This window comes from Pasteurella pantherarum (assembly GCF_049670885.1).
GTDB lineage: Bacteria > Pseudomonadota > Gammaproteobacteria > Enterobacterales > Pasteurellaceae > Pasteurella.
This window is the reverse complement of the sequence record NZ_CP187173.1, coordinates 346,475-364,975: the sequence shown is the minus strand read 5'-3', so window position 1 is coordinate 364,975 and position 18,501 is coordinate 346,475. Positions and strand designations below refer to the sequence as shown.

General features: G+C 37.7%; 26 protein-coding genes. 2 read left to right on the top strand and 24 right to left on the bottom strand.

The genetic code is table 11. From position 1 onward, the window contains the following. Nucleotides 1–3 precede the first annotated feature (3 nt). Complete coding sequence (gene thrA / locus ACPEEM_RS01820) at nt 4–2,451, bottom strand: bifunctional aspartate kinase/homoserine dehydrogenase I (protein WP_424408197.1); 2,448 nt, start codon at nt 2,449–2,451, stop codon at nt 4–6. A 362-nt stretch (nt 2,452–2,813) separates the two neighbouring features. Here thrA and ACPEEM_RS01815 point away from each other — a divergent pair, with 362 nt between their 5' ends. Further along, nucleotides 2,814–3,515, top strand: coding sequence for a YggS family pyridoxal phosphate-dependent enzyme (locus tag ACPEEM_RS01815; protein WP_424407538.1), 702 nt, complete (start codon nt 2,814–2,816; stop codon nt 3,513–3,515). A 38-nt stretch (nt 3,516–3,553) separates the two neighbouring features. Beyond that, a complete protein-coding gene (locus ACPEEM_RS01810; protein ID WP_424407536.1) occupies nt 3,554–4,117 on the top strand; it encodes a DUF6630 family protein in 564 nt (187 codons plus the stop codon). 372 nt (nt 4,118–4,489) lie between these two features. On the opposite strand, the gene ACPEEM_RS01805 is transcribed toward ACPEEM_RS01810, so the two are convergent. The 23 genes from ACPEEM_RS01805 to ACPEEM_RS01695 form a co-directional block, all read right to left on the bottom strand. Continuing rightward, entirely contained in the window at nt 4,490–4,921 is a 432-nt protein-coding gene (locus tag ACPEEM_RS01805) for a hypothetical protein (RefSeq protein WP_424407534.1), read from the bottom strand. 322 nt (nt 4,922–5,243) lie between these two features. Then, nucleotides 5,244–5,612, bottom strand: a complete 369-nt coding sequence (locus ACPEEM_RS01800; protein WP_424407533.1) for a hypothetical protein — start codon at nt 5,610–5,612, stop codon at nt 5,244–5,246. Nucleotides 5,613–5,625: 13 nt separating this feature from the next. Next, on the bottom strand, nt 5,626–5,871 hold the full coding sequence (locus tag ACPEEM_RS01795; RefSeq protein ID WP_424407531.1) for a hypothetical protein: 246 nt from the start codon (nt 5,869–5,871) through the stop codon (nt 5,626–5,628). Nucleotides 5,872–5,895: 24 nt separating this feature from the next. Continuing rightward, nucleotides 5,896–6,219 (bottom strand): RHS repeat-associated core domain-containing protein, encoded by a 324-nt coding sequence (locus ACPEEM_RS01790; RefSeq protein ID WP_424407529.1) that lies wholly within the window; start codon nt 6,217–6,219, stop codon nt 5,896–5,898. Nucleotides 6,220–6,478: 259 nt separating this feature from the next. Then, on the bottom strand, nt 6,479–6,913 hold the full coding sequence (locus tag ACPEEM_RS01785) for a hypothetical protein (protein WP_424402563.1): 435 nt from the start codon (nt 6,911–6,913) through the stop codon (nt 6,479–6,481). 16 nt (nt 6,914–6,929) lie between these two features. Beyond that, nucleotides 6,930–7,901, bottom strand: coding sequence for an RHS repeat-associated core domain-containing protein (locus ACPEEM_RS01780; RefSeq protein WP_424407527.1), 972 nt, complete (start codon nt 7,899–7,901; stop codon nt 6,930–6,932). A gap of 304 nt (nt 7,902–8,205) precedes the next feature. Next, nucleotides 8,206–8,814, bottom strand: coding sequence for a hypothetical protein (locus tag ACPEEM_RS01775; protein ID WP_424407525.1), 609 nt, complete (start codon nt 8,812–8,814; stop codon nt 8,206–8,208). Nucleotides 8,815–8,828: 14 nt separating this feature from the next. Next, complete coding sequence (locus ACPEEM_RS01770; RefSeq protein WP_424408195.1) at nt 8,829–9,392, bottom strand: RHS repeat-associated core domain-containing protein; 564 nt, start codon at nt 9,390–9,392, stop codon at nt 8,829–8,831. Between the two features lie 114 nt (nt 9,393–9,506). Beyond that, nucleotides 9,507–9,800: a GAD-like domain-containing protein gene (locus ACPEEM_RS01765; RefSeq protein ID WP_424402559.1), complete on the bottom strand. Its 294-nt coding sequence runs from the start codon at nt 9,798–9,800 to the stop codon at nt 9,507–9,509. Nucleotides 9,801–9,861: 61 nt separating this feature from the next. Then, on the bottom strand, nt 9,862–10,356 hold the full coding sequence (locus ACPEEM_RS01760) for a hypothetical protein (protein WP_424402558.1): 495 nt from the start codon (nt 10,354–10,356) through the stop codon (nt 9,862–9,864). Continuing rightward, on the bottom strand, nt 10,353–10,832 hold the full coding sequence (locus ACPEEM_RS01755) for a hypothetical protein (protein WP_424407523.1): 480 nt from the start codon (nt 10,830–10,832) through the stop codon (nt 10,353–10,355). Before ACPEEM_RS01755 ends, ACPEEM_RS01760 begins: the two co-directional genes overlap by 4 nt. Nucleotides 10,833–10,923: 91 nt before the next feature. Next, the gene (locus ACPEEM_RS01750) at nt 10,924–11,199 is read right to left on the bottom strand and encodes a PAAR domain-containing protein (protein ID WP_424408193.1); all 276 of its coding nucleotides are present in this window, start codon (nt 11,197–11,199) and stop codon (nt 10,924–10,926) included. 12 nt (nt 11,200–11,211) lie between these two features. Then, entirely contained in the window at nt 11,212–11,553 is a 342-nt protein-coding gene (locus ACPEEM_RS01745) for a hypothetical protein (protein WP_424407521.1), read from the bottom strand. A gap of 265 nt (nt 11,554–11,818) precedes the next feature. After that, nucleotides 11,819–12,331 (bottom strand): hypothetical protein, encoded by a 513-nt coding sequence (locus tag ACPEEM_RS01740; protein WP_424402565.1) that lies wholly within the window; start codon nt 12,329–12,331, stop codon nt 11,819–11,821. A gap of 23 nt (nt 12,332–12,354) precedes the next feature. Then, nucleotides 12,355–13,299 (bottom strand): RHS repeat-associated core domain-containing protein, encoded by a 945-nt coding sequence (locus ACPEEM_RS01735; protein WP_424407519.1) that lies wholly within the window; start codon nt 13,297–13,299, stop codon nt 12,355–12,357. Between the two features lie 430 nt (nt 13,300–13,729). Then, nucleotides 13,730–14,146: an NTF2 fold immunity protein gene (locus ACPEEM_RS01730; protein WP_424407517.1), complete on the bottom strand. Its 417-nt coding sequence runs from the start codon at nt 14,144–14,146 to the stop codon at nt 13,730–13,732. A gap of 10 nt (nt 14,147–14,156) precedes the next feature. Beyond that, nucleotides 14,157–14,852 carry an RHS repeat-associated core domain-containing protein gene (locus ACPEEM_RS01725; protein WP_424407515.1) on the bottom strand — a complete coding sequence of 232 codons (696 nt, stop codon included), beginning with the start codon at nt 14,850–14,852 and terminating at the stop codon, nt 14,157–14,159. 326 nt (nt 14,853–15,178) lie between these two features. After that, nucleotides 15,179–15,571 (bottom strand): hypothetical protein, encoded by a 393-nt coding sequence (locus ACPEEM_RS01720; protein WP_424407513.1) that lies wholly within the window; start codon nt 15,569–15,571, stop codon nt 15,179–15,181. Next, nucleotides 15,568–16,398, bottom strand: coding sequence for a PAAR domain-containing protein (locus tag ACPEEM_RS01715; protein WP_424407511.1), 831 nt, complete (start codon nt 16,396–16,398; stop codon nt 15,568–15,570). Before ACPEEM_RS01715 ends, ACPEEM_RS01720 begins: the two co-directional genes overlap by 4 nt. Beyond that, nucleotides 16,382–16,978 carry a DUF6531 domain-containing protein gene (locus ACPEEM_RS01710; protein WP_424407509.1) on the bottom strand — a complete coding sequence of 199 codons (597 nt, stop codon included), beginning with the start codon at nt 16,976–16,978 and terminating at the stop codon, nt 16,382–16,384. Before ACPEEM_RS01710 ends, ACPEEM_RS01715 begins: the two co-directional genes overlap by 17 nt. Nucleotides 16,979–17,005: 27 nt before the next feature. Then, nucleotides 17,006–17,209: a hypothetical protein gene (locus tag ACPEEM_RS01705; protein ID WP_424402999.1), complete on the bottom strand. Its 204-nt coding sequence runs from the start codon at nt 17,207–17,209 to the stop codon at nt 17,006–17,008. Continuing rightward, nucleotides 17,206–17,967, bottom strand: a complete 762-nt coding sequence (locus tag ACPEEM_RS01700; RefSeq protein ID WP_424408191.1) for a PAAR domain-containing protein — start codon at nt 17,965–17,967, stop codon at nt 17,206–17,208. Before ACPEEM_RS01700 ends, ACPEEM_RS01705 begins: the two co-directional genes overlap by 4 nt. A gap of 40 nt (nt 17,968–18,007) precedes the next feature. Further along, on the bottom strand, nt 18,008–18,352 hold the full coding sequence (locus ACPEEM_RS01695; RefSeq protein ID WP_424407507.1) for a hypothetical protein: 345 nt from the start codon (nt 18,350–18,352) through the stop codon (nt 18,008–18,010). Between the last annotated feature and the right edge of the window lie 149 nt (nt 18,353–18,501).

Below are 18,501 nucleotides of genomic sequence, written 5' to 3'. Positions count from 1 at the left end.
CCATTAATGCTGTAACGTTCTTAAAATATCGGCAAAAATACCTGCTGCGGTAACCGCATTACCCGCACCATATCCACGGAGAAGTAACGGTGCTGGTTGATAATAAGTGGTATAAAAGGCTAACGCATTTTCACCATTTTTGACTTTGTAAAGCGGATCATTTTCATCTACGGCAATAATAGAAACTTTGCATTGAGCGTTTTCGAGTTGTCCTACATAACGTAACACTTTACCTTCTGCTTTCGCCTCTGCCACACGCTGTGCAAATTCTGCATCTAATTCAGGTAACATCGCCATAAATTCAGACACGGATTTTCCTTCTGCAAACCCTTTAGGTAACACACTTTCCACCTCCACATCTGATAATTCAAGCGGTAAGCCCGTTTCACGCGCCAAGATCAATAATTTACGTGCCACATCTTGACCTGATAAATCTTCTCTTGGATCCGGTTCGGTAAAGCCTTTTTCACGTGCTAATGCGGTCGCTTCCGATAAAGACAAGCCATTTTCTAATTCACCGAAAATAAAGGATAACGATCCCGATAAAATCCCCGTAAATTTCACCACTTCGTCACCTGCTGCCAATAAATTTTGTAAGTTTTCAATCACTGGCAAGCCTGCTCCAACATTGGTGTCATATAAGAATTTGCGGTGATGACTACGGGCATTTTCACGCAAGGTATTATAATAAGCTAAATCACGGGTGTTGGCTTTTTTATTTGGTGTCACCACATGGAAACCTTCTTTTAAAGCTCTCGCATATAAACCAGAAACAGACTCTGCCGATGTACAATCCACAAACACAGGATTCACCACATGATGCAATTTAATAAAAGATAACAACACATCGAAATCAGAAGGCTGAGTGGCAGTTTCCAAATCAGCCTGCCAATGCTCTAAATTAAGCCCATCGGCTTTAAGTAGCATTTTATTTGAGTTCGCAATGGCACACACGCGGATTTCAATGTCTTTTTTCGCTAAGTATTCTTTCTGGTTTTTAATTTGTTCAATTAATTCACCACCGACACCACCAACACCGACTAAGAACACATCCACCACTTTTTTATTATTAAAAAGCATTTGGTGAGTAGATTTCACCGCTTCAATCGCTTTATTTAATGGTACTACCGCAGAAATCGAACGTTCGGAAGATCCCTGAGCAATGGCAACAATACTAATATTGGCTTGTGCTAATGCGGAGAAGAAACGTGATGCAATGCCTTTGGCTTGTTTCATGCCATCACCCACCACCGAAATGATCGATAAATCTTTGATCACATCAATTGGTTCAAGTGCCTCAGTATTCAATTCTTGCTCAAACTCTTTTTCTAACACTTGTTTTGCTTTATCCACAGATTTCGCTGGCACGCAGAAACTAATACTATATTCAGAAGAAGATTGGGTAATTAAAATCACCGAAATGCCTGCGTTAGACATGGCAGAGAACACACGAGCCGCCATTCCCACCATACCTTGCATACCTGGGCCTGATACGTTAAACATCGCCACGTTATCAAGGTTAGTGATCCCTTTCACTTGTAACTGTTCAGATTGCTCATTACCATCAATAATCGAACCTGGTGCAGAAGGATTTCCCGTATTTTTAATTAAACAAGGAATATTTTTTTGCACTAATGGACCAATAGTTCGAGGGTGAATCACTTTCGCCCCAAAATAGGAAAGCTCCATGGCTTCACGATAAGACAGGCTCGGTAATAAATGTGCATCAGGCACTAAACGAGGATCACAAGTGTACACGCCATCCACATCCGTCCAAATTTCGCAAACACTTGCCCCTAAACAGGCAGCCAAACACGCCGCAGAATAATCAGAACCGTTACGACCCAACAAGACAAGTTCACCCTTTTCATTACCTGCCGTAAAGCCTGCCATTAACACCACATTTTTCGTTGGAATAGCGTTCGCATCCACACGTTTAATTGACTCATCAATATCTACCGAAGATTCTAAATAACTGCCTTTGGCTAATAATTTTTCAACGGGATTAATCACCGTCACATTATAACCACGAGCCTCAAACCACGCTTTCATCATGGCGATAGATAATTTTTCCCCACGACAATCAATCGTGGCTTTCACCGCATCAGAAACAAAACCTTGTTGACGAATGTCTTCTAACAGCCCCTGAATTTGGGCAAATTCCGCATCAATTAAGGCTTTTGTACCTGCAAGATCAAAATCATTATTTTCCGCATACAACCCATTAATAATGTTATAGAAAATGTCTAAGGCTTCATTGAAATGAGAATCTGTAGGTTGATTTAAACTGGCTTTTTCAGAAAGGGCGACAAGGTGATTGGTTATTTTAGCGGGGGCGGATAAAACGCCTGCGGCTTGTTCTTCAAAATGGGCTTTTTCAATAAGTTGTGCAGCCTGCGAAAAACGTTCCGGATTGGCTAAGGAAGTGCCACCAAATTTTAATACTCGCATGATAATCTCCCGATGTTGTGTAATATAAGTCATTATAAAAAATGTCATAAAAAAACCCGTACTGCCTATATTCAGTACGGGTTTTGTGGAATCCTGTTTTCCCTATGCACTAACCCGCACCATGACTAATAATAATGGTGGTGGTTGTGGTCATAATCATTTGAACTGAACAAGTCGAATTATGCATAGGCTGACGATAAAATAGAAAACAATGCGTAAGAAATACCGAAATTTCCCCACCTTGTCAAACAGAAAATGAAAAAACAGGATAAATTTTTAAAAAGCCAGAACATCTTGTAATATATCGGCACAAAATTTTATTTTTAACCAATTTTCCCCCATGAAGAGATAGGATTTCCCCTATGACAATCGCACAAAATTTAGCACACATTCATCACAATATTCAGCACGCCACACAACAGGCACAACGCCCAGAAAGTGCGGTCAAATTATTGGCAGTTTCCAAAACCAAACCCGTTGAAGACATTTACCAAGCTTACCAAGCAGGACAAATCGCTTTCGGCGAAAACTATGTACAAGAAGGAGTAGAAAAAATTCAACACTTCGAGGCACAAAACATCATATTAGAATGGCATTTCATCGGCCCACTTCAATCCAACAAAACCAAACTGGTGGCAGAACATTTTGACTGGATGCAAACCATCGACCGTCCCAAAATCGCCGACCGCCTTAACGAACAACGCCCACATTATAAAAAACCCCTGAATGTGTTAATTCAAATTAACATCAGCGACGAAGACAGCAAATCAGGCATTCAACCCAAAGACATGCTAGAACTGGCAAAACATATTCAAAATCTACCGCACTTATGCCTCCGTGGGCTCATGGCAATCCCCGCCCCAACAGACGATCTTGCCACACAAGAACAGGCATTTAGCCAAATGCACACCTTATTTGAACAACTCAAACAAGCCTTACCCGGTGCACAAATCGACACCCTCTCAATGGGCATGACCGATGACATGGCAAGTGCCATTCAATGTGGCTCAACCATGGTAAGAATTGGGACTGCGATTTTTGGGGCGAGGGATTATTCTAAGTAAAGAAAATATCCACATTACACTAACGGCACGATGTAAAAATGAACACCGAATTAAAACAAGATCTCACCGAACTTTTACGCTTATCACTCGTTGATGATGAGTTTATAGAACAATATATCGATGACATTACAGCTCTTTTTGAAGCACAAGGTGAATGGGCGGATGGGTATTTGTATTGGCAAGAAAAAGGGATTTTGCCAGAAGATCCTGAACACGAACATTATGATGAATATTTCGATTGGGATGAAAATGCATTTGTTGTGGACGGTCAACATTATCCGAGCCTAAGTTTGGCGGATATTCTCGAACAACAAGCCCTTTCTAAATTGACAGATTGGAAATTTGATGCGGAAGAATTGGAAGATGCGGTCAATAGTATGTTGACCAATAAAATCAAGCTCAAATGCCCTGAAGAAACCTATAATGACGCACTCTACCCTTACGTTCAACAAGCACTTGCCCCACAAAATTATACTCTTTGTCATTATTGGAACGGCAATGACAGCTGTTTATTTATGATTTTCTCTTTTGAAGAATATGAACGCATTCGAGAAATTGCTGGCAAGTGGACTATTTCTATTGGTGCGGTTGATGAGGGATAGTAAGGTTTGCGATTTCGTCTAACGAAGGGCATTTAGACGAAAAAGTGAGAACGGCAAGCGACGAGTTGGAAACATAGGATACCTTGGTAAAAATCCTATTTATGGAGGCAAGAGCAATCTCAACGCAAATGCATCTCTAATAGAAGGCAAAACAAAGGGGAAACTAGTTTAATATTGCATAATCGGATCTACAAGGGACTCGTTATGCCCAAAAAGCTCAAAGAATCGGTGGGGTTTTACCCGTTGTTAAAAGAACGGTCAGTTCTAATCAAACGTTTGTATTTGTGATATGCAAAAGTTAAAGAGGAAGACTATTTTTTGATATTAAAAAGAAATTTAGCGGCTCATTAAAAAACCAAGCGGCAATATGAATTATTTTTTATTTTCAGCATAGAATTCCCAATATTTTTTATCAAACTCTTGAAACCCTCTTTTTTGAGCTCGTTGATATACGATTTCAAAAGAATCCATCGCTTTATCGTATTCGTTTAATTCAAAATAAATAACTCCCATTTGAAAATGCTCATAAAAATTTATTGGATCTTTAGCTCTCTCTGTGTCGAGCGTTTTTTCAGCCCAAAGTTTAGCATTCAGAAAGTCTTTTTGGTCTATATAATAATTGACGATGCAATCCATTAACCAATTTGCAATTCTTTCTGGCTGATTTAATTTAGGTTCTGGTAGATTATTCCAGACATCTAAATAGATTTTTATTGCTTCTTGATGTTTTCCTTTTTCATCTAATATATTTCCTTTCTCAATTTTTTTGTTAAAAAGTTTTAGTTCATTGTCTGTTAATAACATTAAATACTCCTGTTATTTTAGTGGGGAAGATATTCAATCCCAATTTTTCCCCTTGGGAGCGATTGACTGAATACAGCAAACCCCAAAGGGTGCTTTTTTCTTTCGCCCAAACTTTTTTGCCTTGTGGATTGAGCAGGGCGAGTATTTGTCCGTCTACAAGGGGTTACTTTATTCTAAAAAAGTGCAAAATTTAAAGGGAAAGTGAGCGTTTTCTGTGAAGAAAAGAGTAAGCCACTCGTTATAAATGAGTGGCATCGGGGCTTCATAATGAGGTGTTCCTAGTTGAGTAAAAGCATTACCTTCTAATTTTATTGCAGCTCCTTTATCTCGTATTACCAGTTTCAATATTAAATAAATCGTGTAAGTCTTGTTTGGTGAAATCATTTAATAAGATTTCTTGATTGTTGCAAAGAATAGATAATTTGATATTATCTATATTATCATCTAATTTATTAACTTGATCGAAAACACACAGCATATTAAATATGGTAGAATTAATAGACAACTCTATGATCTCTATTATTTTTTTCTTTTCATCTTCAGATTTGCTATTAACATATTCAGATAATTCTTTCAGTTTTTGTTTTGGCTTTCTCCCTGGCGGGTCGTTAAGTATGGAAGTTATCATATTAATTCCCTCCACTCCTATCTGTTGATAAATTTGTTTTATAAATACTTCTCTCATATTCATGTAAAATTCCTTATTATTTGCTAAATACAGATGGAAACCTTGATTTATTAAGTGCTATCAATTCTTTAATTGCAGAGCTTGGAACTTTTGTATATTTTCTTAAGTCACTAATATCTTTTGCTAATAAATCTCTAGCTGATCCAGTATATTCTCCTTTTATTGTTGGAATTTGCATATGTTCAGCTTTAGGTATTGCAATTGATGGGGCTTTACTAGGGTCATATCCAGAAATAACCTGTCCAGCAGGATATTTTTGCACTACATGATGAATATCTAGGTTATCTCAAGCTATAGAGCGTCTTTTTAAATCATCAAAAGCTCCTACTTCATATTTGGACACGGGGCATCCTGCCAACCCAAACAAATCCACCCAATCCAGCGGATTGCCCACATACCCAAACGGTCTTTCCCCACCATTCAACCCAATCGGATCTGAGCTGATATAATTCCCACTTTCCGGGTCATAATACCAAAAGCGGTTATAGGCTAAGCCACTTTCTGGGGCAGTATATTGTCCTGCAAATAAAAGCTGTGGGTCAAGCGGGCTGATTTTGCGATAGTCATTTGGGAACAGTAATCCCCAAAGGGTGCTTTTGCTTTCGCTCAAACTTTTTTGTCTTGAGGATTGAACAGGGCGAGTACTTGTCCGTCTACAAGGGGTCACTTTATTCCAAAAAAGTGCAAAATTTAAAGAGAGTTTGACCGCTTGTTGTGGAGAAAAAAAGTAAGCCACTCGTTATAAACGAGCGGCATCGGAGGTGTCACTTTATTCTAAAAAAGTGCAAAATTCAGAGAAAGTGACCACTTGTTGTGGGTCTGAGAATGTGAGTAACTCGTTACAAACCAGTGACATTGGGAACAAAAAATTAAAGATTCCTTAATAGATAATGTATAGCACCCAAACCAGCAAAACCTTGGTTTTTATATTTCTTATAATCGTCATCTGTACAAACCCTAATTTCTTGATCTTTAAGCATTAATACATTTCCTACTCTGCGTTTAGTCAGTAATATTTCTTCATCTGTAACATTCTGATGAGAAATTATAGTCCAATTTCCATTTTTTAATTCGGAATCTACCGTATACATTACGGTTGGGAGAAATTCTATTTTTAGATCGCTAGGAATTGATGAATAAGTATTTTTTGATGGCATAAAACCAATCATTTTTTTAAATAATGATGATAAGTATACTAATTTCCCTATTCGATGTTCTCCATTAAATGAAAGATATTCATCCTTGCATGATATATCATTAATAAAAAATATATCACCCTCTTGAAATTTTTTGTGTTTCATCATAGCTCCTATAATTTTTTCATAATATCGGATAGTATTTCTTGCCCCACCCAAATGAGTCACCAGCTATATCATAGTACCTAGCATTTGGATTAGCTTGGGAATATGATCTAATTTTATTCATTAAATTAGTCATTGGATTAGTGGATTGAGCACCACCAAAATAATCCATTAATCTCTGCTCCAAATATTTAGCCTCCTCTTTGGTTAGGTTGTTAGGCGATAATATATCTTGTATTAAGTGTTTCTTATCTGTTGATAATTTATGGGCAATTCCCCTCGCGTAAGCATCCCCACGACCAACATATTTTATTTGGTTTGTGATTGGATCTCGCAGAACATACAAACCCTGTCCATTAATCGGATCATAAGTTTTCCCTGTTCCACCAGCCTTTCTTGTTGATGGTAATCCATGGCATCTTGCCAACCCTAAAACATCAACCCAATCCATCGTATTTTGAGTGTAACGATAAGGCTGTTCCCCACCATTCAACCCTATCGGATCTGAGCTGATATAATTCCCACTCTCTGGGTCATAGTATCTAAAGCGGTTATAGGCTAAGCCACTTTCTGGGTCGGTGTATTGTCCTGCAAATAAAAGCTGTGGGTCTAGCGGGCTGGTTTTGCGATAGTCATTTGGGAACAGCAAGCCCCATACGCTTCGCTTCTCATCTTTCCATTTCAGTTTACCTTCTGGGCTGAGCAAACCTAGCACTTTGCCATTGGGTTGAGTGATGGCATAGTGGGTTTCATGCTTCCATTCAGTTTTATTGCCGTCTAGAGTTTGTTGGCTTTGCTGATAACAGTTCTGTTGGGCGATGAGTTGCCAGCCGTGAAACACGCTGTGGCGTTGGCTTATCAGTTTGTCTTGTTTAACGGTTTGGGTGTAAGCCAGTTGGTCGCCGTCCCACAGGTAGGTGATTCTCAGCTGTTGTTGCGGACATGCTTTTGAAATCCGTCGCCCAAGGGCATCGTATTGATAATACCACACTTCGCCTTGATTGTTGGTGATGCCCGTGAGTTGATTATTCGCATTCCAGCGGAAGTAGGTGGTTTGTTTACGAAAACCGTCTCGGATTTCGGTTTTTTCGGTTAATCTGCCAGCTTTGTCGTAGCGGTAATGGTTGTCGTTAAGGCGGTTGAGTTGATGCCCTTGTTGGTAAATGGCTACAAGGGGTCACTTTATTCTAAAAAAGTGCAAAATTTAAAGAGAAAGTGACCGCTTGCTGTGGAGAAAAAAGTAAGCCACTAGTTATAAACGAGCGGCATCGGGGCGTGCTTTTTTCTTTGCATTATCAAGGGATAATTTCAGTTTGTCCAATCGCATTATAGTACCAGTAAGGTAATTTATGATTTTTTATATATTTTTTAAAATCACTATCTTCATAGTATTTATATGGTTTCTCATTATTATCATAAAACAATCCAAGTCCTATTTGAATAATATATTCAATACCTTCATATCCATATATTCCTGAACTGCCAAATAATTTTAATTCTGGAATGTTATAACTAGGATTATATTGATAGTCACATAGATGATCCCAGCATTCAAATCGTAATAAATTTAGAATTTCTTTATTAAGATAATTTACGTTTGTTAAATTAACAAAGTAACCTAAATTCCAAGCTTTTTTGTTGATTAAAGTTGGGGGGGCTATTAGACTTAGTTCTTCTATTTTTTTATGTAATTTTTCAATAGAAAAGTCATGAATATCTTCGATTGAATAGTTTGTAAGTAATACAACTATCGCAGTGTTATCTTTAATATCTCTATCTAATTGTGTAAGCAATACAGTCCCCAAATAGTATTTATTATTTATTAGATAATAAAAAACATCACCTTGTTTTAATTTTGGTCTGGATTTTTTTATAAATTGTAAGGTTGTCATTTTCTTTAGCATTTCTTGATTCCTAATTATTGAGCTAATTTTGGATCATTTTTACGAATCCAGTCCTCTCCCCAAGCAATCGCATCATCATAAATTGCACGTTTAGGGCTGATGCTATTAATTGCATTTTTTCCTTTTATGCCATTCAATTCCCTATGATGAATAATTGCTTGCTCTACGCTTCTTGCCTGATTTCTTGTTAATTTTCCTGTGTGTGGTAATTTTCTTAATTGACCTTTAGTCCCTGCATGCTCTCTAACCCGTCTATCAAAATTATTAGTAATACCTGTGTATACATCACTAATATAATTAGAATAGCCTGAGCCACCTTTGTTTATCCATTCACTAAATAGGATGGGGTTGGGTTTTAAACCATAAGGGTCGATATAGATCCATGGGTTGCTGACATAATTATATGGAGTTGCCCCACCATTCAACCCAATCGGGTCACTCGAAATATAATTCCCACTCTCTGGGTCATAATACCGAAAGCGGTTATAGGCTAAGCCACTTTCTTGGTCGGTGTATTGCCCTGCAAATAAAAGCTGCGGGTCTAGCGGGCTGGTTTTGCGATAGTCATTTGGGAACAGTAATCCCCAAAGGGTGCTTTTTGCTTTCGCTCAAACTTTTTTGTCTTGTGGATTGAGAAGGGCGAGTATTTGTCCGTCTACAAGGGGTTACTTTATTCTAAAAAAGTGCAAAATTTAAAGGGAAAGTGACCGCTTATTGTGAAGAAAAAGAGTAAGCCACTCGTTATAAACGAGCGGCATCCGGGGCTCTAGAAGTATATCAATATATTCAAAAATGAAATTAAATTCTTCAGGGTTGATGAGTTGTAAAAAACCATTTTCATAAATGCCAAATCCCATTTTCTTCCAAATATAAATGAGCTCTTCAGGAAGAAGAGATTTGTATTTATTAATGATATCTTCTGGCACATTTGCTGTTTTAATATAAGTATCAATATTTCGACTAATAAACTCATTCGTTGGATTCATTTTATTCTCCAATAATAATTTAATATTCATTATTGCATTTTCAGGTAAATCATCAATAGATTTAGGTGGAATAGCTGTCTTCAGTTGGAAATTCATCTAAATCTGGAATAACGGGATTTATCTCAAATCTAACAAGTTCATAGAAAAAATTATTATCTAATTTATCTTCACCACTTAGCGTGAAATTATTTAAATAAAGAATAGGAATAAACTCAGACATCTCATCATCATATCCAGTGATAAAATATAGGCCGTAATTCATATTTTTTATATCATCAAGTCCAACCGTCCAATATGAATTTTCTGCCACTTTTCTAAACACTTCCCCTAGATATATCCAGCAATTTGCGAAGTCTGCAATGTGATTTTTATCGTTGATAATCTGGTTTCTTCTTACAAATTTAGCCAAGTTAATTAAACTTTCCAAAGAATAATCCAAATTAAACCCTTGATTTTCTGCTTTTTCAATTAGTTCATCTAGATAGTCATCAATATGAAATAAAAATAAGTTAAAATCTTCAATCGCTTGCTTTTCATCTAATCTTTTTTTAGTCATAATTTTGATCCAATTGTGTATTTTATGTTGTTTTTCTCTAAAGCATTTAAGAAAGGTTTAGATGCGCCTTTCTCCAAAATGTACTCTACTTCATATCCTTTCTTTTGAAGTAATATATCTTTTGCAATGTCAATTTTAGCTTTTTTGGTAAGAGAAACTTTACCTGTTTTTAATTGACCTAAATATACCTCTTTGCTGATGTCTATTTGTCGATATGTGATTTTGGTTTTTAAGACTTCGGATTTACCACCAAATTTTTCCCGATATAATTTTTCTCGCTCTAATCCATGTTTAGAGTTTTTGATGTTAATATCATATTGCCTACTCCAACGTTCATATTTCCATTTGGGCTTATTACTTAGTCTATTTTGATATTCTTTCCAGCGTTGAGCTTTATGCTCTGGCGTTCCAGCATCTAATTTTTTATCTTTAATTTTATTAGATAAATTAACATTTATTTTTGGTAACCCTTTCACATATGAGCGACATGATCAATCCCCAACCTAATTTTCCCCAACCCATTTTTCATTGTTTTCTTCGAGAGTGGGAATCCCATATCAACTGCAACTAAAAGCGTTTTTCAACAAATGACAAATCATCTGCAATTTTAGCAAGCTGTGCTTTGCCCGAGCCGATAAAGACATTAGGCGAGCCGTTTTGAATAATCGCTCCGCAAGTGGTTTTATCCCCCTTTCGAGCCACATTTTTATCCGCAATAAAAACCGTTTCACTGCCTTCGGCAATCATTTGTAAAGCGTGGTTGTTACAAGCAATTGAATTAGGGATAAGTGTTGTGGCAATCGGTTGATTATTGACTAATACATTAGGTGTTCCAAGAGTGATTTTACCATCAGGCTAATCAAAAATCTCGTTAATAAACTCTTCGGTTTCCTTAGCTGCTTTATCTGCCCAGCTAGGTGTTGGGTCATTATTGGTTAAACTGCCAATGGTCAATGCTATTCGGGCTGCAGCTCCAAACGGTCCTAATAGACCGCAGAGTAAGTAAGGTGCTGAATTTACCATAGCCCCGACCACAGCACCGGCTAAGGCGGACCAAAAGCTAGTGTGATTGATGATATCTCCGACCCGAGCGGCAGGCATGACGACATCACACGGTGCTCCAAGCTGCATGGTAGAGCGAGGAAAGGCATTGATGCGTTGAGTGATACGTTGGACGATGTCGGGAGAATCTGCCATAGCTTGTCTCTTTTATGTAAAGACAGAAAATATCAATAAAAATAAGACATAGTTTATGATGAATGAAGAGGAAAGTACATGGTTAATTAACGAGCAGGGAGGGGTGAAATAGAGATAATTTAGCGTTATCACTCGAGACGACAAGGGGTCACTTTATTCCAAAAAAGTGCGAAACCTAAAGAGAAGGTGACCGCTTGTTGTGAAGAAAAAGAGTAAGCCACTCGTTATAAACGAGCGGCATCCAGGGCTTTAAAGAGATAAAAAATTATAATATCCATTTCTTATCATATTGAGATAAATCATCTTTAATATAAGAAATTAAATATTCATCTAGATTTTTATATCTAGCTTCCCCATTTGCATCATATACCCATAATTCAGGTTCATCATAACCATCTAACCATAATAGATAAATATGTTCATTTGAGTATGCACTACCAGCAAATAAACTTAATCTATCCGCTTTAAATAGAGAGCCAGCATTATTTTCCCAGTTATTTATATGTGAAAGAAAGATGTTTTTGATTTGCTGAATTCTATGATCTGAAATAGAATCATCCCATAACATTTCCATTTCTGAAATAGACAACCAATCGCCATGAGTTGCGTCAATTAAATGGTCCAATAATTTAAACCGAGTTTGTAGCATTGGTGTTGCTATGCGATAAACATTTTTTTCTAAGGTTGGAATTTTATCAATATCATAGCCATCTAAATAATGCTCATCCTTTTTGGCACAAATTTCTTTTATAATTTGTTCAAGTAATTCTTTAGTCATATATTCTCCCAATATAAACAGAATTATACTAATTGTACTAATGTATAAGTAGTACCTATTGGTATAGCCTGAGTTGCTCCACCTATATAAGAATTAACAGATGGACTTAACGGCATAAATGGTCCATCAATTCTTCCTCCCCAACCAACATCAGATATATGTCCTGCAACTTTACCATTGGAATACAAATCAGGATTTTGTAATTTTTCCAATTTTGCTGCTCTGCTTGCTGCTCGTCTGCTGGACTTGTCAACAGTTTGTCTTGTCATATTTCCACCAGTATGTTTTATCTGTTCATTCCATCTGTCTATAAACTCAGTTAATTCCTTGGATTCTAAACTATCGGGGGTAAATTTATTTTTTATCTTTAACACACCATTTTCTATAGTTGCACACCCAGCCAACCCAAACAAATCCACCCAATCCAGCGGATTGCCCACATACCCAAACGGTCGTTCTCCACCTTGTAACCCAATCGGATCTGAGCTGATATAATTCCCACTCTCTGGCTCATAATACCGAAAGCGGTTATAGGCTAAGCCACTTTCTGGGTCGGTGTATTGTCCTGCAAATAAAAGCTGTGGGTCTAGCGGGCTGGTTTTGCGATAATCATTTGGGAACAGTAAGCCCCATACGCTTCGCTTCTCATCTTTCCATTTCAGTTTGCCTTCTGGGCTGAGTAAACCTAGCACTTTGCCATTGGGTTGAGTGATGGCATAGTGGGTTTCATGCTTCCATTCAGTTTTATTGCCATCTAGAGTTTGTTGGCTTTGCTGATAACGGTCTTGTTGGGCGGTGAGTTGCCAACCGTGAAACACACTGTGGCGTTGGCTTGTCAGTTTGTTTTGTTTAACAGTTTGGGTGTAAGCCAGTTGGTCGCCGTCCCACAGGTAGGTGATTTTCAGCTGCTGTTGTGGACATGCTTTTGAAATGCGTCGCCCAAGGGCATCGTATTGATAATACCACACTTCACCTTGGTTGTTGGTGATTCCCGTGAGTTGATTATTCGCATTCCAACGGAAGTAGGTGGTTTGTTTACGAAAACCGTCTCGGATTTCGGTTTTTTCGCTTAATCTGCCTGCGTTGTCGTAGCGGTAATGGTTATCGTTAAGGGGGTTGAGTTGATGCCCTTGTTGGTAAATGGCTACAAGGGGTCACTTTATTCCCAAAAAGTGCAAAATTTAGAGAGAAAGTGACCGCTTGTTGTGAAGAAAAAGAGTAAGCCACTCGTTATAAACGAGTGGCATCGGGGGGAGTATTTGTTCGTCTACAAGGGGTCACTTTATTCTAAAAAAATGTAAAATTTAGAGAGAAAGTGACCGCTTGCTGTGAAGAAAAGAGTAAGCCACTCGTTATAAACGAGCGGCATCGGAGGTATTTAGAAAATGAAATGCATAATTAAATATAGCTTTTTTCCCATTTATTATTAAATTTTCTAAAAACTTGTTTTTGATCTATCCTCCATTTTTCATCTCTATATATCATGGTGTATCGATATGTGTTTTTACTTCTATTTGATTCTGTAATAAAAAAACATATTTTATTTTTTGTTATTATTTCATATTTATCAATAGATAAGAAATGAATGTCATAGCCAGAAATTTCGGAACAACTTGCAGACAAATCTTTAGATAATTTTTCAGTACAATATTTTTTCAAAATTACTTTTAGCGGTTCTATCAGTTCTTTTTTTATCTGGGCATTAAATCCGTTAGATTTAATATATTTTGCTGCATATATGTTCCAATTATTTATTTTATCAAGAAACTCCAATAATGTTTGTTGAGCAATTTCAACTTTTTCTACATTTTCCATATTACATCTCCTAAATATTTTCAAATAACCCTTCTAAAACTTTTTGCCCATTTTCATAAACGTCATATTGAATACTTGTTGGTCGTTTTCCTAGTCCATCATATCCAAATCGCCAGTTTAGATCTAATGTTCCGCTACTGTGTTCCAGTCGATCTCTAATACTTTTCTCAAAATCTCTATATTGCCCCCTATTGATACCTTTTAACTGCGGGAACACATTTCCTTTCCCACCTTGTCCACCTAGAATTTTAGCTAAAATATGTCCTGCATCATCCGTTGGTAAACCTAGTGATTTTGCATAATCACGAGCGGCTTTATTGACTGTAGTCCCTGTGCCAATCATCTCTTTTGTTACCGTTGCACTGGCTTCAGTTATTCGACCTAAACTGTCTTTGACTAAAGTCGGACAAATAGCCAACCCAAACGGATCAAGAAAATCTAAAACATTATGTACATAACGATAAGGCGTTTCCCCACCATTCAACCCAATCGGATCTGAGCTGATATAATTCCCACTCTCTGGGTCATAGTATCTGAAGCGGTTATAGGCTAAGCCACTTTCTTGGTCGAAGTATTGTCCTGCAAATAAAAGCTGTGGGTCAAGCGGGCTGGTTTTGCGATAATCATTCGGGAACAGTAAGCCCCACAGGGTGCTTTTTTCTTTCGTCCAGACTTTTTTGCCTTGTGGATTAAGCAGGGCGAGCACTTGTCCGTTTGGTTGGCAGATGGCGTAGCTAGTTTGGTATTGCCATAAGCCTAACTACAACGGGTCACTTTATTCTAAAAAAGTGCAAAATTCAGAGAGAGTGACCGCTTGTCGTGAAGAAAAAGAGTAAGCCACTCGTTATAAACGAGCGGCATCGGGGAGTTTGATTATTTATTGGTGTTTAGGTGATAGACAAGCGGTTAATTAGCTGAAGGGATTTACAAATTGTAAAAGTAATACAGAAAATTAAAGTCTTGTAAAGTTGGAAAATATTGAGACAGTTATTACAAACGAACGATATAGGGCATTGTTAGAAGAACAATACATTAATATCCTATTTCATCTGCCTGTTCAATTAATAACTCAACAAACTCAACAGCCTGATCCCAAAAAGATTTTTCAGTGTCATTATAAGTAGTTGTGATCAATAATCTTAATAGAATTTCGTCAAGAGAATCTAATCTATCATCAAATAGTTCGTCATTTAAATCCCAAGCTTTATCTTTAATGTTATTTAGTGATTCTAAATCATTGTTTAAATATTCCCAAAATAATTTAGATTCAGCATAAATGTTGTGAATTTTTTTGTTTGAAACTTTATCTAGATATTTGCCTGCTAGGTCTAAAATTTTAATATTAATGAATTGTAACTGTTTTATATCCATAAATTCATTACATTGACTTAAATATCCATACAATTCACTAATTTCTTTTTTCATTTTAATGTTACTCCTAATTTTTCAGATACATATTGACAGGTTAAACAAGGCTTTTTAGGGGTTAAATGCCCAGAGCCAGATGTTCCTATATTAACTGCTTTTCCTAAAGCTCCATGTAAATTATGGCCTGCTTTTAAAGCTTTATCTATACATTGTATTTCTGTACACCTTCCTCTCCATGGGGTTTTATTTCTTTTTGGAATTTCGTCTAATATTTCCCGAAGAGTTGGATGCAAAGCTTTTGTATCTTTTATCATACCACTTACGCCAATATAGATTCTTCCATTTACATGTAGTTCAGCTGCTGCTCCCGACGTTTTCCCCATTCGCAAAGCATTATCAGCGGCTTCTTCTGCTGTTTTAGCAAATTTCTGCCTAAATCGAAAAACCGATTTTCGGTATATATGTTTAGCTCGACCAACAACCGCAGCTCCAACATAAGCCCCACGCATTGCGATGGATTTTCCTGCTTGCGTAATGGCTTTTCCAATGCCTTTAATTAATAAAGCCGTCGGTGGAACCAGAAATTCTACGGCAAAAAATAACGCCTGTTGAGCCCCAGTAAATTCAGACTTCATTTCTAAATAGGTTGCTTGCCCAGAACCGATAAAGACATTAGGAGAGCCTTCAGCGATAGTTGCACTGCATTCGGTTTTATCGCCTTTACGGGCAACGGCTTTATTATGGACAAAGACGGTTTCGCTACCTTGTGCAATTTTTTGTTCGGGGGAGTGTCTTGTACAGGCAACGCTTAATGCTAAATCCACCATCGCTAAGGGCTTGCTGTGAAGAGAAGGAGTAAGCCACTCGTTATAAACGAGCGGCATCGTGGGTCATTTTACAAAGTTGCTGCTTGGCGTTGTAAATAAAAGAGATTTTATTGCCAAAGAGGTCTTCCCAAGAACTCAACGGAAAAATTCCGTCGATTAATGGTGGATAACCCAAATCATCATTATGTTCAATAAAGAGAGCAGTGGGAATTTCAAAGATTTTTGAGGTTTGGGTTTCACGGTTATAGAGTTCTAAAAAATTTCGATGGCGATTCAGAGTAAATTGCGGGTGGTCGGGATTTTCAGAATGTAAATGACCTATTGGTAATGCAAAACGAAGATAAACACCTTCAAGCGTGGCAATTTTGATGTGTTGCCCATTGTCGGAGATTTCGGCATATTCGGAGAAGTTGTCCACCCAATATTTACCACATAATCCGTGACGTTGTTTTTCATCTTTTGCCCTAGCCCAAGTGCGAATAAAGGAAAGGGGGATAGTTTGCCCGAGAGTGAAATCCACTCGCTGTTCAACGATGTGACCGCTTAATACATCGATGGGGTCGCCTTTGACAAACTTTTTCGTCGCTTCGGTATAACGTTTAAGACCTGAATTTTGTGGAAATGAAACCTTTTCCATATAATCAACCTACGAATAAATAAGTAGTTATTCTTTTAGGCGTATTACAGCTTCTTTAAGCACAGAATAAAAGTCTTCTAATAAAATGTCATCATAAGAATTGAATAATGTTATTTTGGGTTTATCTTGCTCCATATTGATCTCAGAAATTAAATGATCTCCAAACCAAACTTCAGCAACTAAATTATCGAAGTGTTCAACACTTGCAATTTCAATATTAAATTTTTTCATGGTTCAATAAATCCTATAAAATTTTTACCATTTTGATTAAATCTTATTCCCCCAATAGGAGACTTATATTCAATAATCTCTCCATACTTTGCGTGGTGTCTACTAATTATCTTAGTAAGTGGGTTATCTAAAATTTCTTTTACTTTTAGTTCTCCTTGCTTATTTATTTCGGAAGTATTTCCTTTGGTTTTAGGGAAAATGCTATTATGCCTACTCCCGTGTTTTTGTAATGCTCTCCCTGCTTTCGTAAATCCTGCTCTATCCAGGGTATTTGCCGAATTTAGCAAAATATCATTGGTAGGAAAGCTTAAACGTTTAATTTTAAAAACCGATTTTCGGTATATATGTTTAGCTCGACCAACAACCGCAGCTCCAACATAAGCCCCACGCATTGCGATGGATTTTCCTGCTTGTGTAATGGCTTTTCCAATGCCTTTACTTAATAAAGCCGTCAGAGGAACCAGAAATTCTACGGCAAAAAATAACGCCTGTTGAGCCCCAGTAAACTCAGACTTCATTTCTAAATAGGTGGCTTGTCCAGAACCGATAAAGACATTAGGAGAGCCTTCAGCGATAGTTGCACTGCATTCGGTTTTATCGCCTTTGCGGGAAACGGCTTTATTATGGACAAAGACAGTTTCGCTACCTTGTGCAATTTTTTGTTCGGGGGAGTGTCTTGTACAGGCAACGCTTAATGCTAAATCCACCATCGCTAAGGGTTTGCCGTTGACGAAAACATTATCAGCCCCTTTGGAAATAGGCCCAGAGGGTTCACCGCCAATAGCTTCATCGACAAAGTTAGTGACGGCGGAGGTGATTTTTTTCTATACCATCAGAAACAGCCCAAGTGGTACCCAACCCCAATCCAAAGGCGACAATAGGGGCAGCTAAACCGCCAGTGATACTCATAGCGGCGACGGCAGCAGTGACGGCAACCGAGGCGAGGGCAAAAATCCCCGCGGTAATGCAAGCCCCGACCACGGCACCGGCTAAGGCAGACCAAAAGCTAGTATGATTGATGATATCTCCGACCCGAGCGGCAGGCATGACGACATCACACGGCGCCCCGAGCTGTATGGTAGAGCGAGGAAAGGCATTGATGCGTTGAGTGATACGCTGGACGATGTCGGGGGAATCTGTCATAGCTTGTCTCTTTTATGTAAAGCTTTTATGTAAAGACAGAAAATATCGATAAAAATAAGACATAGTTTATGATGAATGGAGAGGAAAGTATATGGTTAATTAACGAGCAGGGGAAGGGGGTAGAGATGATTTAGCGTTATCACTCGAGA